Source organism: Xanthomonas sp. LF06-19 (assembly GCF_034105425.1).
Classification (GTDB): Bacteria; Pseudomonadota; Gammaproteobacteria; order Xanthomonadales; family Xanthomonadaceae; genus Xanthomonas_A; species Xanthomonas_A sontii.
Genome location: NZ_JAXGGH010000001.1, coordinates 681,538 through 696,654, shown reverse-complemented (window position 1 = coordinate 696,654; position 15,117 = coordinate 681,538). Strand labels below are relative to the sequence as shown.

At 71.1% G+C, this 15,117-nt stretch carries 9 protein-coding genes and 1 riboswitch; of the genes, 8 read left to right on the top strand and 1 reads right to left on the bottom strand.

Annotated elements, in window-relative coordinates; translation table 11 throughout:
• Positions 1–4 precede the first annotated feature (4 nt).
• Positions 5–104, bottom strand: a riboswitch (S-adenosyl-L-homocysteine riboswitch).
• A 150-nt stretch (positions 105–254) separates the two neighbouring features.
• From SLW55_RS03170 to SLW55_RS03150, 5 genes are all read left to right on the top strand, one after another.
• Complete coding sequence (locus SLW55_RS03170) at positions 255–2,795, top strand: prolyl oligopeptidase family serine peptidase (protein WP_320744556.1); 2,541 nt, start codon at positions 255–257, stop codon at positions 2,793–2,795.
• A gap of 160 nt (positions 2,796–2,955) precedes the next feature.
• Positions 2,956–5,670: a phosphoenolpyruvate carboxylase gene (gene ppc / locus SLW55_RS03165; RefSeq protein ID WP_320744554.1), complete on the top strand. Its 2,715-nt coding sequence runs from the start codon at positions 2,956–2,958 to the stop codon at positions 5,668–5,670.
• An 83-nt stretch (positions 5,671–5,753) separates the two neighbouring features.
• Entirely contained in the window at positions 5,754–6,329 is a 576-nt protein-coding gene (locus SLW55_RS03160; RefSeq protein WP_152235562.1) for a TetR/AcrR family transcriptional regulator, read from the top strand.
• 59 nt (positions 6,330–6,388) lie between these two features.
• Complete coding sequence (locus SLW55_RS03155; protein WP_267094131.1) at positions 6,389–7,369, top strand: DUF4105 domain-containing protein; 981 nt, start codon at positions 6,389–6,391, stop codon at positions 7,367–7,369.
• Positions 7,366–9,315, top strand: a complete 1,950-nt coding sequence (locus SLW55_RS03150; protein ID WP_320744553.1) for an alpha/beta hydrolase — start codon at positions 7,366–7,368, stop codon at positions 9,313–9,315. Before SLW55_RS03155 ends, SLW55_RS03150 begins: the two co-directional genes overlap by 4 nt.
• Positions 9,316–9,379: 64 nt before the next feature.
• Here SLW55_RS03150 and SLW55_RS03145 read toward each other — a convergent pair whose 3' ends face one another.
• Positions 9,380–9,694, bottom strand: a complete 315-nt coding sequence (locus tag SLW55_RS03145; protein WP_320744551.1) for a hypothetical protein — start codon at positions 9,692–9,694, stop codon at positions 9,380–9,382.
• On the opposite strand from SLW55_RS03145, the gene SLW55_RS03140 reads away from it, so the two are divergent.
• The 3 genes from SLW55_RS03140 to SLW55_RS03130 are packed head-to-tail and all read left to right on the top strand — an operon-like array spanning position 9,693 to position 14,904.
• A complete protein-coding gene (locus SLW55_RS03140; protein ID WP_320744549.1) occupies positions 9,693–12,479 on the top strand; it encodes a TonB-dependent receptor in 2,787 nt (928 codons plus the stop codon). The genes SLW55_RS03145 and SLW55_RS03140 overlap by 2 nt on opposite strands.
• Positions 12,480–12,526: 47 nt before the next feature.
• Complete coding sequence (locus SLW55_RS03135; RefSeq protein WP_320744548.1) at positions 12,527–13,642, top strand: Ca2+-dependent phosphoinositide-specific phospholipase C; 1,116 nt, start codon at positions 12,527–12,529, stop codon at positions 13,640–13,642.
• Positions 13,643–13,686: 44 nt separating this feature from the next.
• Positions 13,687–14,904 (top strand): histidine-type phosphatase, encoded by a 1,218-nt coding sequence (locus SLW55_RS03130; RefSeq protein WP_320744547.1) that lies wholly within the window; start codon positions 13,687–13,689, stop codon positions 14,902–14,904.
• Positions 14,905–15,117 lie beyond the last annotated feature (213 nt).

Sequence of the window (15,117 nt, the reverse complement as noted above, 5' to 3'; positions counted from 1 at the left end):
TCGCGAAGTCCGGGCGCCGTTGTCGCTCAAGCCTCGCGCCGAGCCTGGCCGGATCTGGAGACGGGGAATCCGGTCTCGATCCGGTCGCAGCGCCCCTCGGCGCAAGGGGTAACCGATTATAGCGGCTGCCGCGTGTGGCGCTTGAACACGGGTCAGGGCGTGCATGACACGCCAAGCCCAACCATCGACAGGGGGCGGGCGACGCTGGCCCTGCTACCGTCGGTAGTTCGATCGATGCGAAAGAGAGGGGAGAAATGAACCAGATCACAGTGCGCGGGCGCCGCCGTGTCGCCAGGCCGGTCTGCGGCCTGCTGTGCGCGGCCCTGGCCGCGGCCGGCAGCGCCGCCGCCAACGCGGCCGCGGCACCCGCGGCGGCGGCCGCCGCCGATCCTGCGGACAGCGGCTACCAACTGCCGTCGGCGCCACTGCAGGCCATCGTCGATGCGCCGCGGCCGCCGCAGCTGTCGTTGAGCCCGCGGCGCGATCTGGCGGCGATGCTGCAGTTGCCTGCGCTGCCCGGCATCGCCCAGGTCGCGCAGCCGGAACTCAAGCTGGCCGGGCTGCGCATCCATCCGCGCACCCGCTCGCAGAGCCGCTTCGCCTTCGGCGACAAGCTGTGGCTGCTGCGCATCGCCGACGGCAGCGAGCTGCAGATCGAGGGCCTGCCGTCGCCGCTGTCGATCGCCGGCATGGCCTGGGCACCGGACCAGCGGCATCTGGCCTTCAACCAGGTCGACGCGCGCAGCGGCGCCAACGAACTGTGGGTGGTGGACATCGCCGCGCGGCGGGCGCGACGTGTCGCCGAGCAGCTCAACACGGTGTCCGGCGAGGGCTATGCGTGGATGCCCGACAGCCGCCTACTGCTGGTGTTGCTGCAGCCGCAGGCGCAGGGCGCGGCGCCGCCCGCCGACGCGGTGCCGACCGGGCCGGCAGTGCAGCAGACCGCCGGTGGTGGGGCCACCGCCTTGCGCACCTACCAGGACCTGCTGAAGAACGAGGCCGACGCGCGCCAGTTCGACTATCAACTACGCGCGCAGCCGGCGCTGGTCGACGTCGACGGGCGGATGCAGCGCATCGCGTCTCCCGACCTGTATCTGTCGCTGGCGCCGTCGCCGGACGGCCGTTATCTGCTGGCGCAGCGCCTGCAGCGGCCGTTCTCCTACCTGGTGCCGGCCAGTGGCTTCCCGCGCACCATCGAGGTGCTGGACCGCGCCGGCAAGCCGGTGCACACAGTGGCGCAGCTGCCGCTGGTGGAAGGCCTGCCGACCGGCAACGATGCGGTGCGCACCGGCGTGCGCGATATCGACTGGCGCAGCGACGCGCCGGCCACCCTGGTCTGGGCCGAGGCCCAGGACGGCGGCGACCCCGCGCGCGAAGCGGCGGTGCGCGACGCGGTGCTGATGCAGGCGGCGCCGTTCAAGACACCGCCGGTGACGCTGGCGCGCCTGCAGTCGCGCTTCGCCGGCATCGCCTGGGGCCGCGGCGACCTTGCGCTGATCGACGAGTTCTGGTGGAAGACGCGCCAGACCAGACAATGGCGCGTGGCCCCGGACCATCCCGCGCAGGCGCCGCAGCTGCTGGTAGAGCGTTCGCAGGAGGACCGCTACGCGGATCCGGGCACGCCGGTGACGGAGCGCGATGCGGCCGGCAACCCGCGCCTGTTGATCGCCGCCGACGGTCACAGCCTGTTCCTGCGCGGCGAAGGCGCCTCCCCGCAGGGCGATCGGCCGTTCCTGGATCGCTACGATCTGGACACGCGGAAAAGCACGCGCCTGTTCCAGTCGCAGGCGCCGTATTACGCGGTGCCGCAGGCCTTGCTCGACGCCAGTGGCCAGCGCCTGCTGATCACCCGCGAAACGCCGCGGGAGCCGCGCAATTTCTACCGGCTCGACGCTGCGAACGCGGAGCCGGTGGCGCTGACCCATTTCACCCATCCCACGCCGCAGTTGCGCGACGTGCATAAGGAACAGATCCGCTATCGGCGCAAGGACGGGGTGGAGCTGACCGCGACCCTGCTGCTGCCGCCGGGCTACGACGCCAAGCGCGACGGCCCGCTGCCGATGCTGATGTGGGCCTACCCAGGCGAGTTCAAATCCGCCGACGCCGCCAGCCAGGTCACCGATTCGCCGTACCGCTTCAACGCGATCGGCTACTGGGGCCCGCAGGCGTTCCTGGCGCTGGGCTATGCGGTGCTCAACGATCCGTCGATGCCGATCGTCGGCGAGGGTGCGCGCGAACCCAACGACACCTACGTCGAGCAACTGGTCGCCGATGCGCAGGCGGCGGTGGACGAGGTGGTGCGGCGCGGCGTCGCCGACCGCAACCGCATCGCCATCGGCGGGCATTCCTACGGCGCCTTCATGACCGCCAACCTGCTCGCGCACACGCGCCTGTTCAAGGCCGGCATCGCCCGCAGCGGCGCCTACAACCGCTCGCTGACCCCGTTCGGCTTCCAGTCCGAGGAGCGCACCTACTGGCAGGCGCAGCCGGTGTACCAGGCGATGTCGCCGTTCAACTACGCTGACCGGATCAAGGATCCGCTGCTGCTGATCCACGGCGCCGAGGACAACAACTCCGGCACCTTCCCGATCCAGAGCGAGCGCATGTACGCGGCGATCAAGGGCAACGGCGGCACCGCGCGGCTGGTGATGCTGCCCAACGAGGCGCATGCCTACCGCGCGCGCGAGTCGGTGCTGCAGATGCTGGCCGAGAGCGAGCGCTGGCTGCGCACCTATCTGGGACCGGCGCCCACGCCGACGTCCATGCCGGCTGCGGCAGGCGCCACGCCGCGCTGAGCCGCGCCTGCGCCACGGCCGCACGTGCGTGCCGCCGTGGCGCAGGGCGCTGCTGTGCAGTGCAAATGGTTCGCTTTGAAACCGTCGCGCGGCCGACGGGAACGCGATCCCTTTTCGGTTAGGCTTGCGGCGCCCCCACTGCCGAGCCATGCGTTTCCCGATGAACGAGTCCCGCAGCAGCATCGTCTTCGCCACCCCCGACCTTCCCCTGCGCGACGACGTGCGCCGCCTCGGCGCCCTGGTGGGCGACCTGCTCGCCGAACAGGTCTCGGCGCAGTTCCTCGACGAGATCGAACGCATCCGCACCACCGCGATCGCGCGCCGCGAGCGCGCCGCGCCGCTGTCCTCGCTGAGCGAGCAACTCGCCGGTCGCGCACCGCGCGATGCCGAAGCGCTGGTGCGCGCCTTCAGCACGTATTTCCAGGTGGTCAACATCGCCGAGCGCGTGCACCGCATCCGCCGCCGCCGCGATTACCAGCGCAGCAGCGCCGACACGCCGCAGCCGGACGGCCTGCTCGACGCCTTGCGCCGGCTCAAGGCGCAGGGCGTCGGCATCGACGAACTGCGCGACTGGCTGCCGCGCATCGACGTGGAGCCGGTGTTCACCGCGCACCCGACCGAGGCGGTGCGGCGCGCGCTGCTGGAGAAGGAACAGTTGATGGTGGCCAGCCTGGTCGACAACCTCGACGGCCTGCGCACCCCGGGCGAGCGCGCCACCGACGCGGCGCGCTTCCGCATGGCGCTGACCGCCTCGTGGCAGACCGCCGATTCCTCGCCGGTGCGTCCCACCGTGGAGGACGAGCGCGAGCATGTCGGCTTCTACCTGACCCAGGTGCTGTACCGGGTGATCCCGGTGATGTACGAGACCCTGGAGCACGCCATCGAGCAGACCTACGGGCAGGCGCTGAGCCTGCCGCGGCTGCTGCGCTTCGGCACCTGGGTCGGCGGCGACATGGACGGCAACCCCAACGTCGATGCCGCCACCATCACCGCCACCCTCGACGCGCAGCGGCGTGCGGTGCTGGAGCGCTATCTGAAGGAACTGTGGCAGCTCGCCAGCCTGCTCAGCCAGTCGACCACCCTGGTCGCGGTCAGCGCGCCGCTGCTGGAGCAACTGGAGCGTTACCGGCAACTGCTGCCGGAGGCCGCGGCGCGCTCGCGGCCGCGTCACGGCGACATGCCGTACCGCCTGCTGAACGATCTGATGCGCGCGCGCCTGCAGGCGACCCTGGACGATGCGCCCGGTGCCTATGCCGCGCCGGCCGAACTGGAAAGCGACCTGCAGTTGATCCTGGACAGCCTGCAGGCCAACAAGGGCCTGCACGCCGGCTGGTTCGCGGTGCGGCGCCTGCTGTGGCGGGTGCGCAGCTTCGGCTTTCACCTGGCGCGGCTGGACGTGCGCCAGGAGTCCAGCGTGCATGCACGCGCGGTCGCCGCCGCGCTGGACACGCAGGACTGGGACGCGCGCGCGGTGGAAGCGCGCGCAGGCCTGCTCGGCCCCTACGCCAGCGGCGAACAGGCGCTGCCGGCGGCCGACGACGAAGGCAATGCGCGGCTGGACGCGGTGTTCGCCGCGCTCGCCGATGCGCGCGCGCGGCACGGCGCCGACGCGCTGGGCAGCTACATCATCTCGATGGCGCACGACCGCGCCGACGTGCTGACCGTGCTGGCGCTGGCGCGCCGCGGCGGCCTGGTCGATGCCGACGGCGCGGTGCCGCTGGACATCGTGCCGCTGTTCGAGACCGTGGACGACCTGCGCGGCGGCACCGCGACCCTGCGCGACCTGCTGGCCGACCCGGTCTACCGTCGCCACCTGGCCGCGCGCGACGACGTGCAGATGGTGATGCTCGGCTATTCCGACAGCGGCAAGGACGGCGGTATCGCCGCCTCGCGCTGGGGCCTGCAGCGCGCGCAGGTGGAGCTGCTGGAGGCGGCGGCCGAACTCGGCATCCGCCTGACCTTCTTCCACGGCCGCGGCGGCTCGATCGTGCGCGGCGGCGGCAAGACCACGCGCGCGCTGGAGGCGGCGCCGCGCGGCAGCGTCGACGGGCGCCTGCGCGTGACCGAGCAGGGCGAGGTGATCCACCGCAAGTACGGCATCCGCGCGCTGGCGCTGCGTTCGCTCGAACAGATGACCGGCGCGGTGCTGCTGTCGAGCCTGCGTCCGCGTGCGGCCGATGCGCGCGAGGCCGGCTGGCGGCCGGTGATGGACCTGGTCGCCGAGCACAGCAGCCAGGCGTACCGCGGCTTCGTCGGCGATGCCGAGTTCATGCGCTATTTCCGCCTGGCCACGCCGATCGACGTGATCGAGCGCATGACCCTGGGCTCGCGGCCGTCGCGGCGGCTGGGCCAGGATGCGGCGCTGTCCAACCTGCGGGCGATTCCCTGGGTATTCGCCTGGAGCCAGGCGCGCGCGGTGATCCCGGGCTGGTACGGCGTGGGCAGCGGCCTGCAGGCGGCGGTGGACGCCGGCCACGAGGACGCGCTGCGCGCGATGGCCGCGGACTGGCCGTTCTTCCGCACCTTCCTCGACGACATCGCCATGGTCCTGTCCAAGGGCGACCTCAACATCGCCGAGATGTTCTCGCGCCTGTCCGGGCCGCTGCACGAGCGCTTCTTCCCGCGCATCCGCGACGAACTGGCGCTGACCAAGGGCTGGGTGAAGGCGCTGACCGGGCAGTCGTCGCTGCTGCAGCACGATCCGCGCCTGGCCTTGTCGATCCGCCTGCGCAATCCGTACATCGACCCCATCAGCGTGCTGCAGGTGGACCTGCTGCAGCGCTGGCGCGCTACCGACGGCGAAGACGAGGACCTGCTGCGGGCGCTGGTGGCCTGCGTCAACGGCGTCGCCCAGGGCGTGCAGAACACCGGCTGAGCCCGGTGCTTCCAGGGCGCCGCCGGTGGATACCGGCGGCGGCCGGCCGTGATCCGCTTGCAAGCGGACAAAATTGTCCGATAATGCCGCGCATGGAGATGCGAGCCGATACCGCCCACCGCCGCCGCCTTTTGCTGGACGCCGCCGACGAGGTGTTCTGCGAGCACGGCGTGCTAGCGCCGCTGGAACTGGTGGTGGAGCGCGCCGGCCTCGGCCGCGCCACCCTGTACCGCCATTTCGCCGACCGCACCGAGTTGATGGCGGCGCTGCTGGAACGCGGCCTGGACGGCCTGGAGGGCTGCGCGCGCGAGATCGGCACGCGGCCGGACGGGCTGTTCCTGCTGATGTACGACGTCGCCGAACACATCGCGATGTCGGCGCCGCTGGCCGACTACTGGCGGTCGATGCCGCGCGAGCATCCGACGATCGCCGCGGCGCATACGCGGGCGATGGCGATCCTGCTGCCGTACCTGCAGCGCGCCATCGCCGCCGGCCTGTGCCGCGCGGACCTGGGCGAGCAGGACCTGGCCCTGGCGATGGACATGCTCGGCGCCTGCCAGCGCGGCAGCGACGAGGCCGAACGCAAGGCGCTGGCGCAGCGTTGTTGCCGCCTGCTGTGCCACGCCCTGGCCACGCCCGCGGCGGCGGCCGAGTTGTGAGCGCCGACGGCGCCGCGCGTCGACGCGCCTGGCCATGGCGGCTGGCGCGCGCACTGGCGATGCTGGCGGTGCTCGGCGCCAGCCTGTGGGGCGCGCTGTTCCTGAGCTATCTGCCGCATACCGGCGCGGTGGTGCGCTACGGCTCGGCGCTGCTGTGGGCCGCCTTGGGCGGCGCGGCGCTGTGGGGCCTGCGGCATCCGCGCGAGTACCGCGTGCTGCCGCTGCTGTTCGCGGTCGGCTGCGCCGGCATGGCGGTGGGCTGGTCGGCGCTGCAGCCGCAGCAGAACCGCGACTGGGCCGACGATGTCGCGCAACTGCTGCAGCCGCAGGTGGACGGGCATGTGGTGACCCTGCACAACGTGCGCAATTTCGCCTGGCGCAGCGACCACGACTACACCCCGCGCTGGGAGACGCGCCGTTACGACCTGGAGCGGCTGGCCTCGGCGGACCTCGCGCTGTCGTACTGGATGGGGCCGGCGATCGCCCACACCCTGGTCTCGTTCGGCTTCGACGACGGCCGTCGCGTGGTGTTCTCGCTGGAGATCCGCAAGGAGCGCGGCGAGGCGTTTTCGGCGCTGGCCGGGTTCTTCCGCAACTTCGAGCAGGTGATGGTCGCCGCCGACGAACGCGACATCCTGGCGGTGCGCAGCAACGTGCGCGGCGAGGACGTCTATCTGTACCGGCTCAACCTGTCGCGTGCGCAACTGCGCCAGCTGTTCCTGGGCTACGTGGCGCGGGCGCAGCAACTGCAGCGCACGCCGCGGTTCTACAACACCGCCACCAGCAATTGCACCACCATCGTGTTCGAGCTGGCGCGCAAGCTCGATCCCGCACTGCCGCTCGATGTGCGCCTGCTGCTGTCCGGCTACCTGCCGTCCTACGTCTATGCGCAGCATGGCTTCGTGCCCGGCTACAGCCTGGCCACGCTGCGCACGCGCGGCCGCATCGGCGAACGCGCGCGCGCGGCTGGCGTTGGCGACGACTTCTCCACGCGCATCCGCGCCGGCATTCCCGGCGACGATCCCGCCGTCGCGCCATGACCCGGTACTTACGTCTTGCGCGGTGCGCGGGCACCGCGCTGCTGGCTGCCGGGCTGCTGCTCGGCAGCGGCTGCGCCATGGTGAGCGTGCAGTCGCGCAGCGCTGCCGACTACATCGCCACCCAGCGCGGCGACGTGCTCAGCACCGGCAAACTCAGCGATGCCAGTCTGGAGACGTTGCGCGTGCTCGCGCTCGATCCCAAGACCTGCGAGGCCGACGTTGCGGCCTGCGCCACGCAGCTGCGCGCATTGCAGGGGCTGGATCAGGAGCGGCGGCTGGCGACCCTGTCGGAGCTGTGGGTGCATGCGGCCAATGTGCGCACGCCGCGGCAGGCGAGGGCGCTGGACGACGCGACGCTGCAGGCCTGGCTGGAGGCGGCGCGCTACGCTTACGCCTACCTGTTCTACACCCAGCGCCCGGCCAGTGCGCGCGCCTTCGAGGACCGGCAGACCCAGGTGCGCGACTACTACAACTACGCCGTGCAGCAGGTGGTCGGCGAGCTGTTCCTGCGCTGGCGCGCCGGCAGCGCCAGCGGCGAGTTGCACGACGACGACACGCTGCGCACGGCCGGCTGGCAGGTGCGCGCGGACATGGGCAGCTTCCGCCTGCCGGGTGGCGTGGCACGGCCGGACGCGATGCTGCCGGCGTCGACGCTGCGCTTCGATGGCCTGCGCAGCACCTACCGCCGCGACGGCTTCGGCGCCGAACTGGTCGCGGAGATCGCGCCGGCCAAGGTCGGCGATCCGACCGCGGCGGCGGCCGCCAAGGCCGCGCCAAACCCGCACGCGCCGGCATTCAGCGAGATGCCGTATGCGCCGACCACGGTGCTGCTGCGCTTCGACGGCGACAGCCTGGCGCAGGTGCTGGACACCCGCAGCGTGGTGGTCGCGCCCTACGATCCGTACCGCGACGGCGAGGTCGAGGTGCACGGCCAGCGCCTGCCGCTGGCGGCCAACTTCACTGCGGCCTATGGCCTGTGGCTGGCCCGTGCCGGCTTCGCGCGGCAGTCGCTGCGCTCCATGCTCGGCCGCGAGGATGGCATCGACCAGCCGCATCTGTACCTGATGCAGCCGTACGATCCGGACCGGCGCATCATCCTGATGCTGCACGGCCTAGCCAGCAGTCCGGAGGCCTGGGTCAACGTCGCCAACGAACTGATGGGCGACGAACAACTGCGCCGCCACTACCAGATCTGGCAGGTCTACTACCCGACCAACATGCCGATCGCCTGGAACCGCGCGCAGATCGAGACGCTGGTGCAGCAGACCCTGCGCCATTTCGATCCGCAGGGGCAGGCGCCGGCCTCGCAGCACATGGTCCTGATCGGCCACAGCATGGGCGGGGTGATCGGGCGCCTGTTGGTCAGCGACTCCGGCGACACGCTGTGGAACGACCTGATCGGTGCGCGCGGCGACCGGCGCCCGCTGGACCCGCAGGCGCTGGCGCAGTTGCAGCCGCTGCTGCGCTTCGCGCCGTTGCCGGAGGTGGACCGCGCCATCTTCATCGCCGCGCCGCAACGCGGCACCACCTTCGCCGAAGGGCGGCTCGGCCGCCTGGCCGGGCGCCTGGTACGCCTGCCGGTGACGCTGCTCGATCGCTTGAACACCTTGCTGCAGGGGATCGACGGCCCCGACGGCGCGCCGATGCGCGTGCCCAACAGCATCGACAACCTGCGCGACACCGATCCGTTCGTGCGCGCGGCGGCGGACCTGCCGATTTCGTCGGCGGTGCGCTACCACACCATCATCGCCCGCCGCGATCCGGCGGTGCCGCTGGCCGACTCCGACGACGGCTTGGTGCCGTACCGCAGCGCGCATCTGCCGGGCGCGGTCTCCGAACTGGTGATCACCTCCGGCCACAGCGTGCAGGAGACGCCGCAGGCGATCCTGGAGATCCGCCGCATCCTGCATGCGCAATTGCAGGTGGATGCCGCCGCGACGCGGTGACGCTGCCCGTGACGGGCGGTTGTGCGCGTTCTTCGTCGAGCGCCCGCTGGGTTGCGTTGTCGCCTCATGCGCCCCACGGGCTGGGCGAGGCATCGCCTGCTGGAGCGTTGGCCGCCGCGTCGACGGAAGCGGCCAGGATGTCGCGCTGCCATCGGTGGCGCAGCCGCAAGACGGCACGGCGAATGGTTTCAATTGTGCCGAATTGCGCAGGAAAGGCGCCGAATCGTCGGTCGACGACCTGCGGTGACATCGTTGTCATCAAATTGCAGCCGCGCCTGCCAACAATGCGCGCCGCCGCTAACACGATCACGGCCTCTCTCCCCTCCATGCCCGGCCTGCGGCCCGTTCCGTTGGTCGCGCCTACGTTCGGATTTTTCATGTCGCACTCGATCCATCTTCAGAAACGCCTGTCACTGGCGATCGCCGCCGCGTTGCTCGGTGTCGCGCCGATGGCCTTGGCCCAGGCGCAGGATGCGCAGGAGACGCAGACCGCCGCGTCCGACGCCAGCGCCAAGACCCTGGACAAGATCACCGTCGCCGTCACCCGCTACAACGCCGCGGACATGCAGATGGCCGCGACCAACACGGCCAACGTGCTGTCGGCCGAGGACCTGAAGTACACCGCCGTGCACAACATCGCCGAGGCGCTGGGACTGCTGCCCGGCGTCAACGTGGTCAACACCGGGCAGTCGTACTTCGGCGGCGTCGACGGCGCCGCGCGCGGCGAGGGCATGTTCGCCTCGGTGCGTGGCCTCAATGCCGAGTACAACGTCAACCTGATCAACGGCGTCAACGTGGCCCAGGGCCTGCCCTACAGCCGCAGCGTGCAGCTGAGCCTGCTGCCGCCGTCGGGCCTGCAGACCATCGTGTTGAACAAGACCTCCACCGCGGCGATGGACGGCGACGCGATCGGCGGCACCATCGACTACCGCACCCCCAGCGGCTTCGACTACAGCGAGGCGATGGGCGGCAGCGTCACCGCCAGCGGGCGCATGGAAAGCCGCGCGCGCGACTACGGCGACAACGGCCTGGGCAAGGGCGCGGCGGGCGAATTCCACGCCAAGTTCGGCGCCGACAACCAGTTCGGCGTGTACACCAGCGCGTACTACGACGAGCGCCACTACGTGAACAGCGAAGTGGCCAACGCCGCCGCCTCGCGTGGCGACTGGGGCAAGAAGTACTTCTCGCGCACCACGGCCAGCGGCCAGCCGGCGCCCGGCTACGATCCGCAGGACCTGCTGATGGCCACCGGCGCCAACATCGGCTATTCCGCCGGCGACACCACGCGCTACGGCGGCAACGTGTCCTTCGACTGGCACGTCGACCCGAGCCTGCAGCTGTACGCGCGCGCCACCTACGCCTACGCCAAGACCGAGCAGAACACCGGCTACACCCAGCTGGTGCCGGCCAACGTGAGCCTGGCGCAGATCGGCACCACCGGCGTGTACCAGCCGCAGATCAACCGCGTGGCGGTGCGCTACTGGTACGAGACCAACCCGGAAGTGGCGGACCTGGCCACCTTCCAGTTCGGCGCCGACAAGCAACTGGGCAACTGGACGCTGTCGCCGAACCTGTTCTACAGCTACGGCGACAACGATCGCCCGGACCACGTGGAAATCTCCGCGCGCGTGGACCAGTACGCCTCCACCCAGTTCCCGTACGGCGGTGCCAGCACCTTCTCCGGCTACGACGGCGACGGCTTCCCCAAGCCGCTGCTGACCCCGGCGCTGCAGGCCCAGGCCAGCGACATCGGCAGCCTGTATGCGCGTCGCTACGGCCAGCTGACCAAGTCCTACAGCGGCCAGACCAAGGGCGGCGCCAAGTTCGACGTGCGCTACGACTTCGACCAGGGCGCGCTGAGCAACATCCAGTTCGGCGTGAAGTACGTCGACAGCTCCCGCGACTTCACCTCGCGCGACTGGACCAACAGCAAGTTCACCGACGGCACCCTGCTGCGCGACACCGGCCTGGTGGTCGGCCAGTACGACTCGGTGTACCCGGGCAAGTACGCATGGCCGACGGTCAAGCTCAGCAACGGCGGGCTGAAGGCGATGATCGCCCAGCACCTGACCGCGGCCAGCTTCGACACCTGCGGCAGCCTGGCGATCAACAACCAGAACTGCGCGACCATGCGTGGCGACGAGGCGGTGACCTCGGCGTATGCGATGGCCACCTTCCACACCGGCGACCTGGAAGTGATCCCGGGCGTGCGCTTCGAGCACACCAGCATCCGCAACACCTTCTGGACCATGCCCGAAGACGCCAACGGCAACGAACTGCCCGGCTTCTTCAGCAGCAACCACACCAGCTACGACGTGCCGCTGCCGAGCGTGTTCCTGAACTACCGCCCGGGCAACGGCAACGCGGTGTACCGCGCCTCGGTGTGGACCAGCTACACCCGGCCGGCGCTGGTGCAGCTCGGCGGCGGCGCCAACTACGACGTCTCCAGCGACGGCACTACGGTCATCACCGAGGGCAATCCGGACCTGAAGCCGATCAAGTCGCTCAACGTCGACCTGTCCGGCGAGTGGGACAACGGCCACGGCGGCCACGCGATGCTGGCCGGCTACTACAAGCGCCTGACCGACTACATCTACGAGAGCGGCTCGGATCCGGCCAACGCCGGCACCAGCACCGGCGCCGGCAATGTGCGCTACGTGCGTCCGCAGAACGGCGGCGACGGCAAGGTGCTCGGCGTCGAGGCCGCGGTGCGGCAGACCCTGCAGGGCATGCCGGCACCGCTGGACGGCTTCGGCATCGGCGCCAACGTCACCCGCCAGACCACCCGCGTCGACCTGGGCATGGACGGCTTCCACGACGAGCGCATCCAGAACGCGCCGGACCTGATGGCCAACGCCGAGCTGTTCTACGAGAAGGGCCCGCTGTCGGTGAACCTGGCCTACCACTACTCCGGCGAGTACGTCTCGGTGTACGACTACTACAACCGCGGCGCGACCTGGGACGACCTGTGGGTCAAGCCGATCACGCGGGTGGACCTGCACGTGGGCTACACCTTCAACGAGCACCTGCGCGCCGACCTGTCGGTGGCCAACCTCACCAACCGCCTGAGCTACTGGGCGCACGTGGGCCACAACAGCACCGCGATCTCCGACATCGTCGATGCCGGCCGCACCGCGCTGCTGAACGTGAAGTACACGTTCTGAAGCGGGCGCCTGCGCACGCGGGACGTCGCCACCCGTCGCACGGCCCTGTGCCGCGCGGCGGGTGGGGCGTTGTCGGCCGCGCGCTGCTGCTCGTCTGGCTGGCGCTGATCGGCCTGCCGGGAGCGGCCAGCGCGGCAGCGGCACCGGTGACGGTGCCGATCGACGGCTTGCGCCTGGACCAGGTGCAACTGCTCGGCTCGCACAACAGCTATCGGCCGGTGCCGACCGCGCAGGTGCGGCAGCGCCTGCAGGCGCACGACGCCGCCGAATGGCCGGCACTGGCCTATGGCCATCCTTCGCTGCAGGCCCAGCTCGCGCTGGGGCTGCGGCAACTCGAACTCGACGTGGCCGCCGACCCGCACGGCGGCCTGTACGCCGCGCCGTATGCACGGGCGGATGCGGCGACCCGGGCCCGCATGCACGCGCCCGGCGCCAAGGTGCTGCACCAGCCGGGCCTGGACTACGCCAGCCATTGCCTGCGCTTCCGCGACTGCCTGGCGATCCTCGCCGCCTGGTCGCGCGCGCACCCGCGGCATGCGCCGCTGGTGGTGCTGGTCAATGCGGTGGATTTCGATCCGGTGCCGGGCCTGTGGCCGCACCGTTCCGCCTTCGACGCTCATGACCTGGACTCACTGGACCGCGACATCGTCGAGGTGGTCGGGCGCGCGCGCCTGATCGTGCCCGACGACGTGCGCGGCGACGCGCCGAGCCTGCGCGAGGCGGTGCTGGCGCATGCCTGGCCGCGGGTGGCGCAGGCGCGCGGCCGCCTGCTGTTCGTGCTCGACGGCAATCCGCGGCACGAGGCGCTGTATCGACAGGATCATCCATCGCTGCGCGGCCGCATGATGTTCGGCTGGTACGCGCCGGACCAGCCGGAGGCGGCGGTGCTGTCGATCGAGGATCCGCTGGCCGAGGCGCCGCGGATCCGCACGCTGGTGACGCAGGGCTTCCTGGTGCGCACCCGCGCCGATACCGATGGCCGCGAGGCGCGCGCGCACGACCGCCGCCGCGCACGGGCGGCGCTGGAGGCCGGCGCGCAATGGATCAGCACCGATTACTACGCCGGCGCACCGGATCCGCAGCGGCTGGGCTACTGGCTCGGTATCGCCACGGGCCTGCGCTGCGACCGGGTCACGGCCGCATGCGGCACGAGCGCACCGTGAGACTTTCCATGTTGGGGACGATGATGAAAACAAGAACGCGTTGGATGCTGTGGGTCGTGCTGCTGGTGGCGGCATTGGGCGCGCAGGCGCGGCCGGCGCCGAAGCCCGCGCCCGCGCTGCAGGTCGAAAAGGTCTGGATGCTGTTCCGCCACGGCGTACGCGCGCCGTTGCCGGGCGAGGCCGCGGCCGCCGCGTTGGCGTCGCAGCCCTGGCCGGTGTGGGACACGCCGCCGAGCCTGCTCACCGCGCACGGCCGCACGGCGGTGGAACGCAGCGGCGACTACACCCGGCAATGGCTGCTGCGCGATGGCGTGCTGCCGGCGCATGGCTGCCCCGCCGACGGCACGGTCAGCATCTACGCCAACACCGACCAGCGCACCATCGTCAGTGCGGAGCTGCTCGCCGACACCCTCGCGCCCGGCTGCCATCTGCAGGCCGGCCACCAGGCCGAGGGCAGCGACGACCCGCTGTTCCGCCCGGTGGAAGCCGGCGCGGTGGAGTTCGATGCCGCCGCCGCGGTGGCATCGATCCAGCGCCAGACCGGCGGCCCGGGCGCGGTGCTGGCACCGTATGCGCGCGAACTGCGCACCATGCAGGAGATCCTCGGCTGCACGGAGCGTTGCGACTTCGTGCACATGCCCTCGTCGCTGACCCCGGGCGCGAACGGGCGCAGCCTGGCCTTGCACGGCCCGCTGGACCTGACCTCGGGCACGGCCGAGGTGTTCATCCTGCAGTACGCAGAAGGCATGCCGCTGGACCAGGTCGGCTGGGGCCGCGCGACGCCGGCGAGCATCGCTACGGTGTCGCGACTGCACGCCTTGCTGTTCGAGATCTACGCACGGCCGCAGTACATGGCCGCGCGAGCTGGCGCGCCGCTGGCGCACCGCCTGCTGGACACGCTGGGCGCTGACGACGCGCCGCGGCTGAGCGTGCTGGTCGCCAGCGACACCCACATCGCCGCGCTCAGCGGCCTGCTCGACCTGCATTTTCATCTGCCCGGCTTCGGCCGTGACGACGCGCCCCCCGGCGGCGCGTTGGTGGTGGAGCAGGTGCGCGACCCACGCAGCGGCCAGCGCTACGTGCGTGTGCGCTACCAGGCACAGTCGCTGGACCAGTTGCGCGCGCTGACCCCGCTGAGCCTGCGCCATCCGCCGCTGCTGCAGACCCTGCAGATTCCGGATTGCAGCGACGCCGCGACCGGGCTGTGTCCGCTGCCGAAGTTCCAGGCGCTGCTGCAGGCCGCGCTGCAGCGCCGCGGCTGAGGCGCTCCCGCCGTGACCATCGCTGCTGCCTGGCGGACCAGGGCGAAGCACACATGCCGTGCCGCCTGTACGGCCGCCCTTGAGCGCACGCCGACGATGCGGTAGCGCGCGCGTCTGCCTGCGGGAGTCGACTGTCATGCAGCCGCGGCAAGCGGCGCCGACAGCCGACTGACACCCTCCGTCGTCGGGACTGAAGTCCCTCCCACAAGGAGG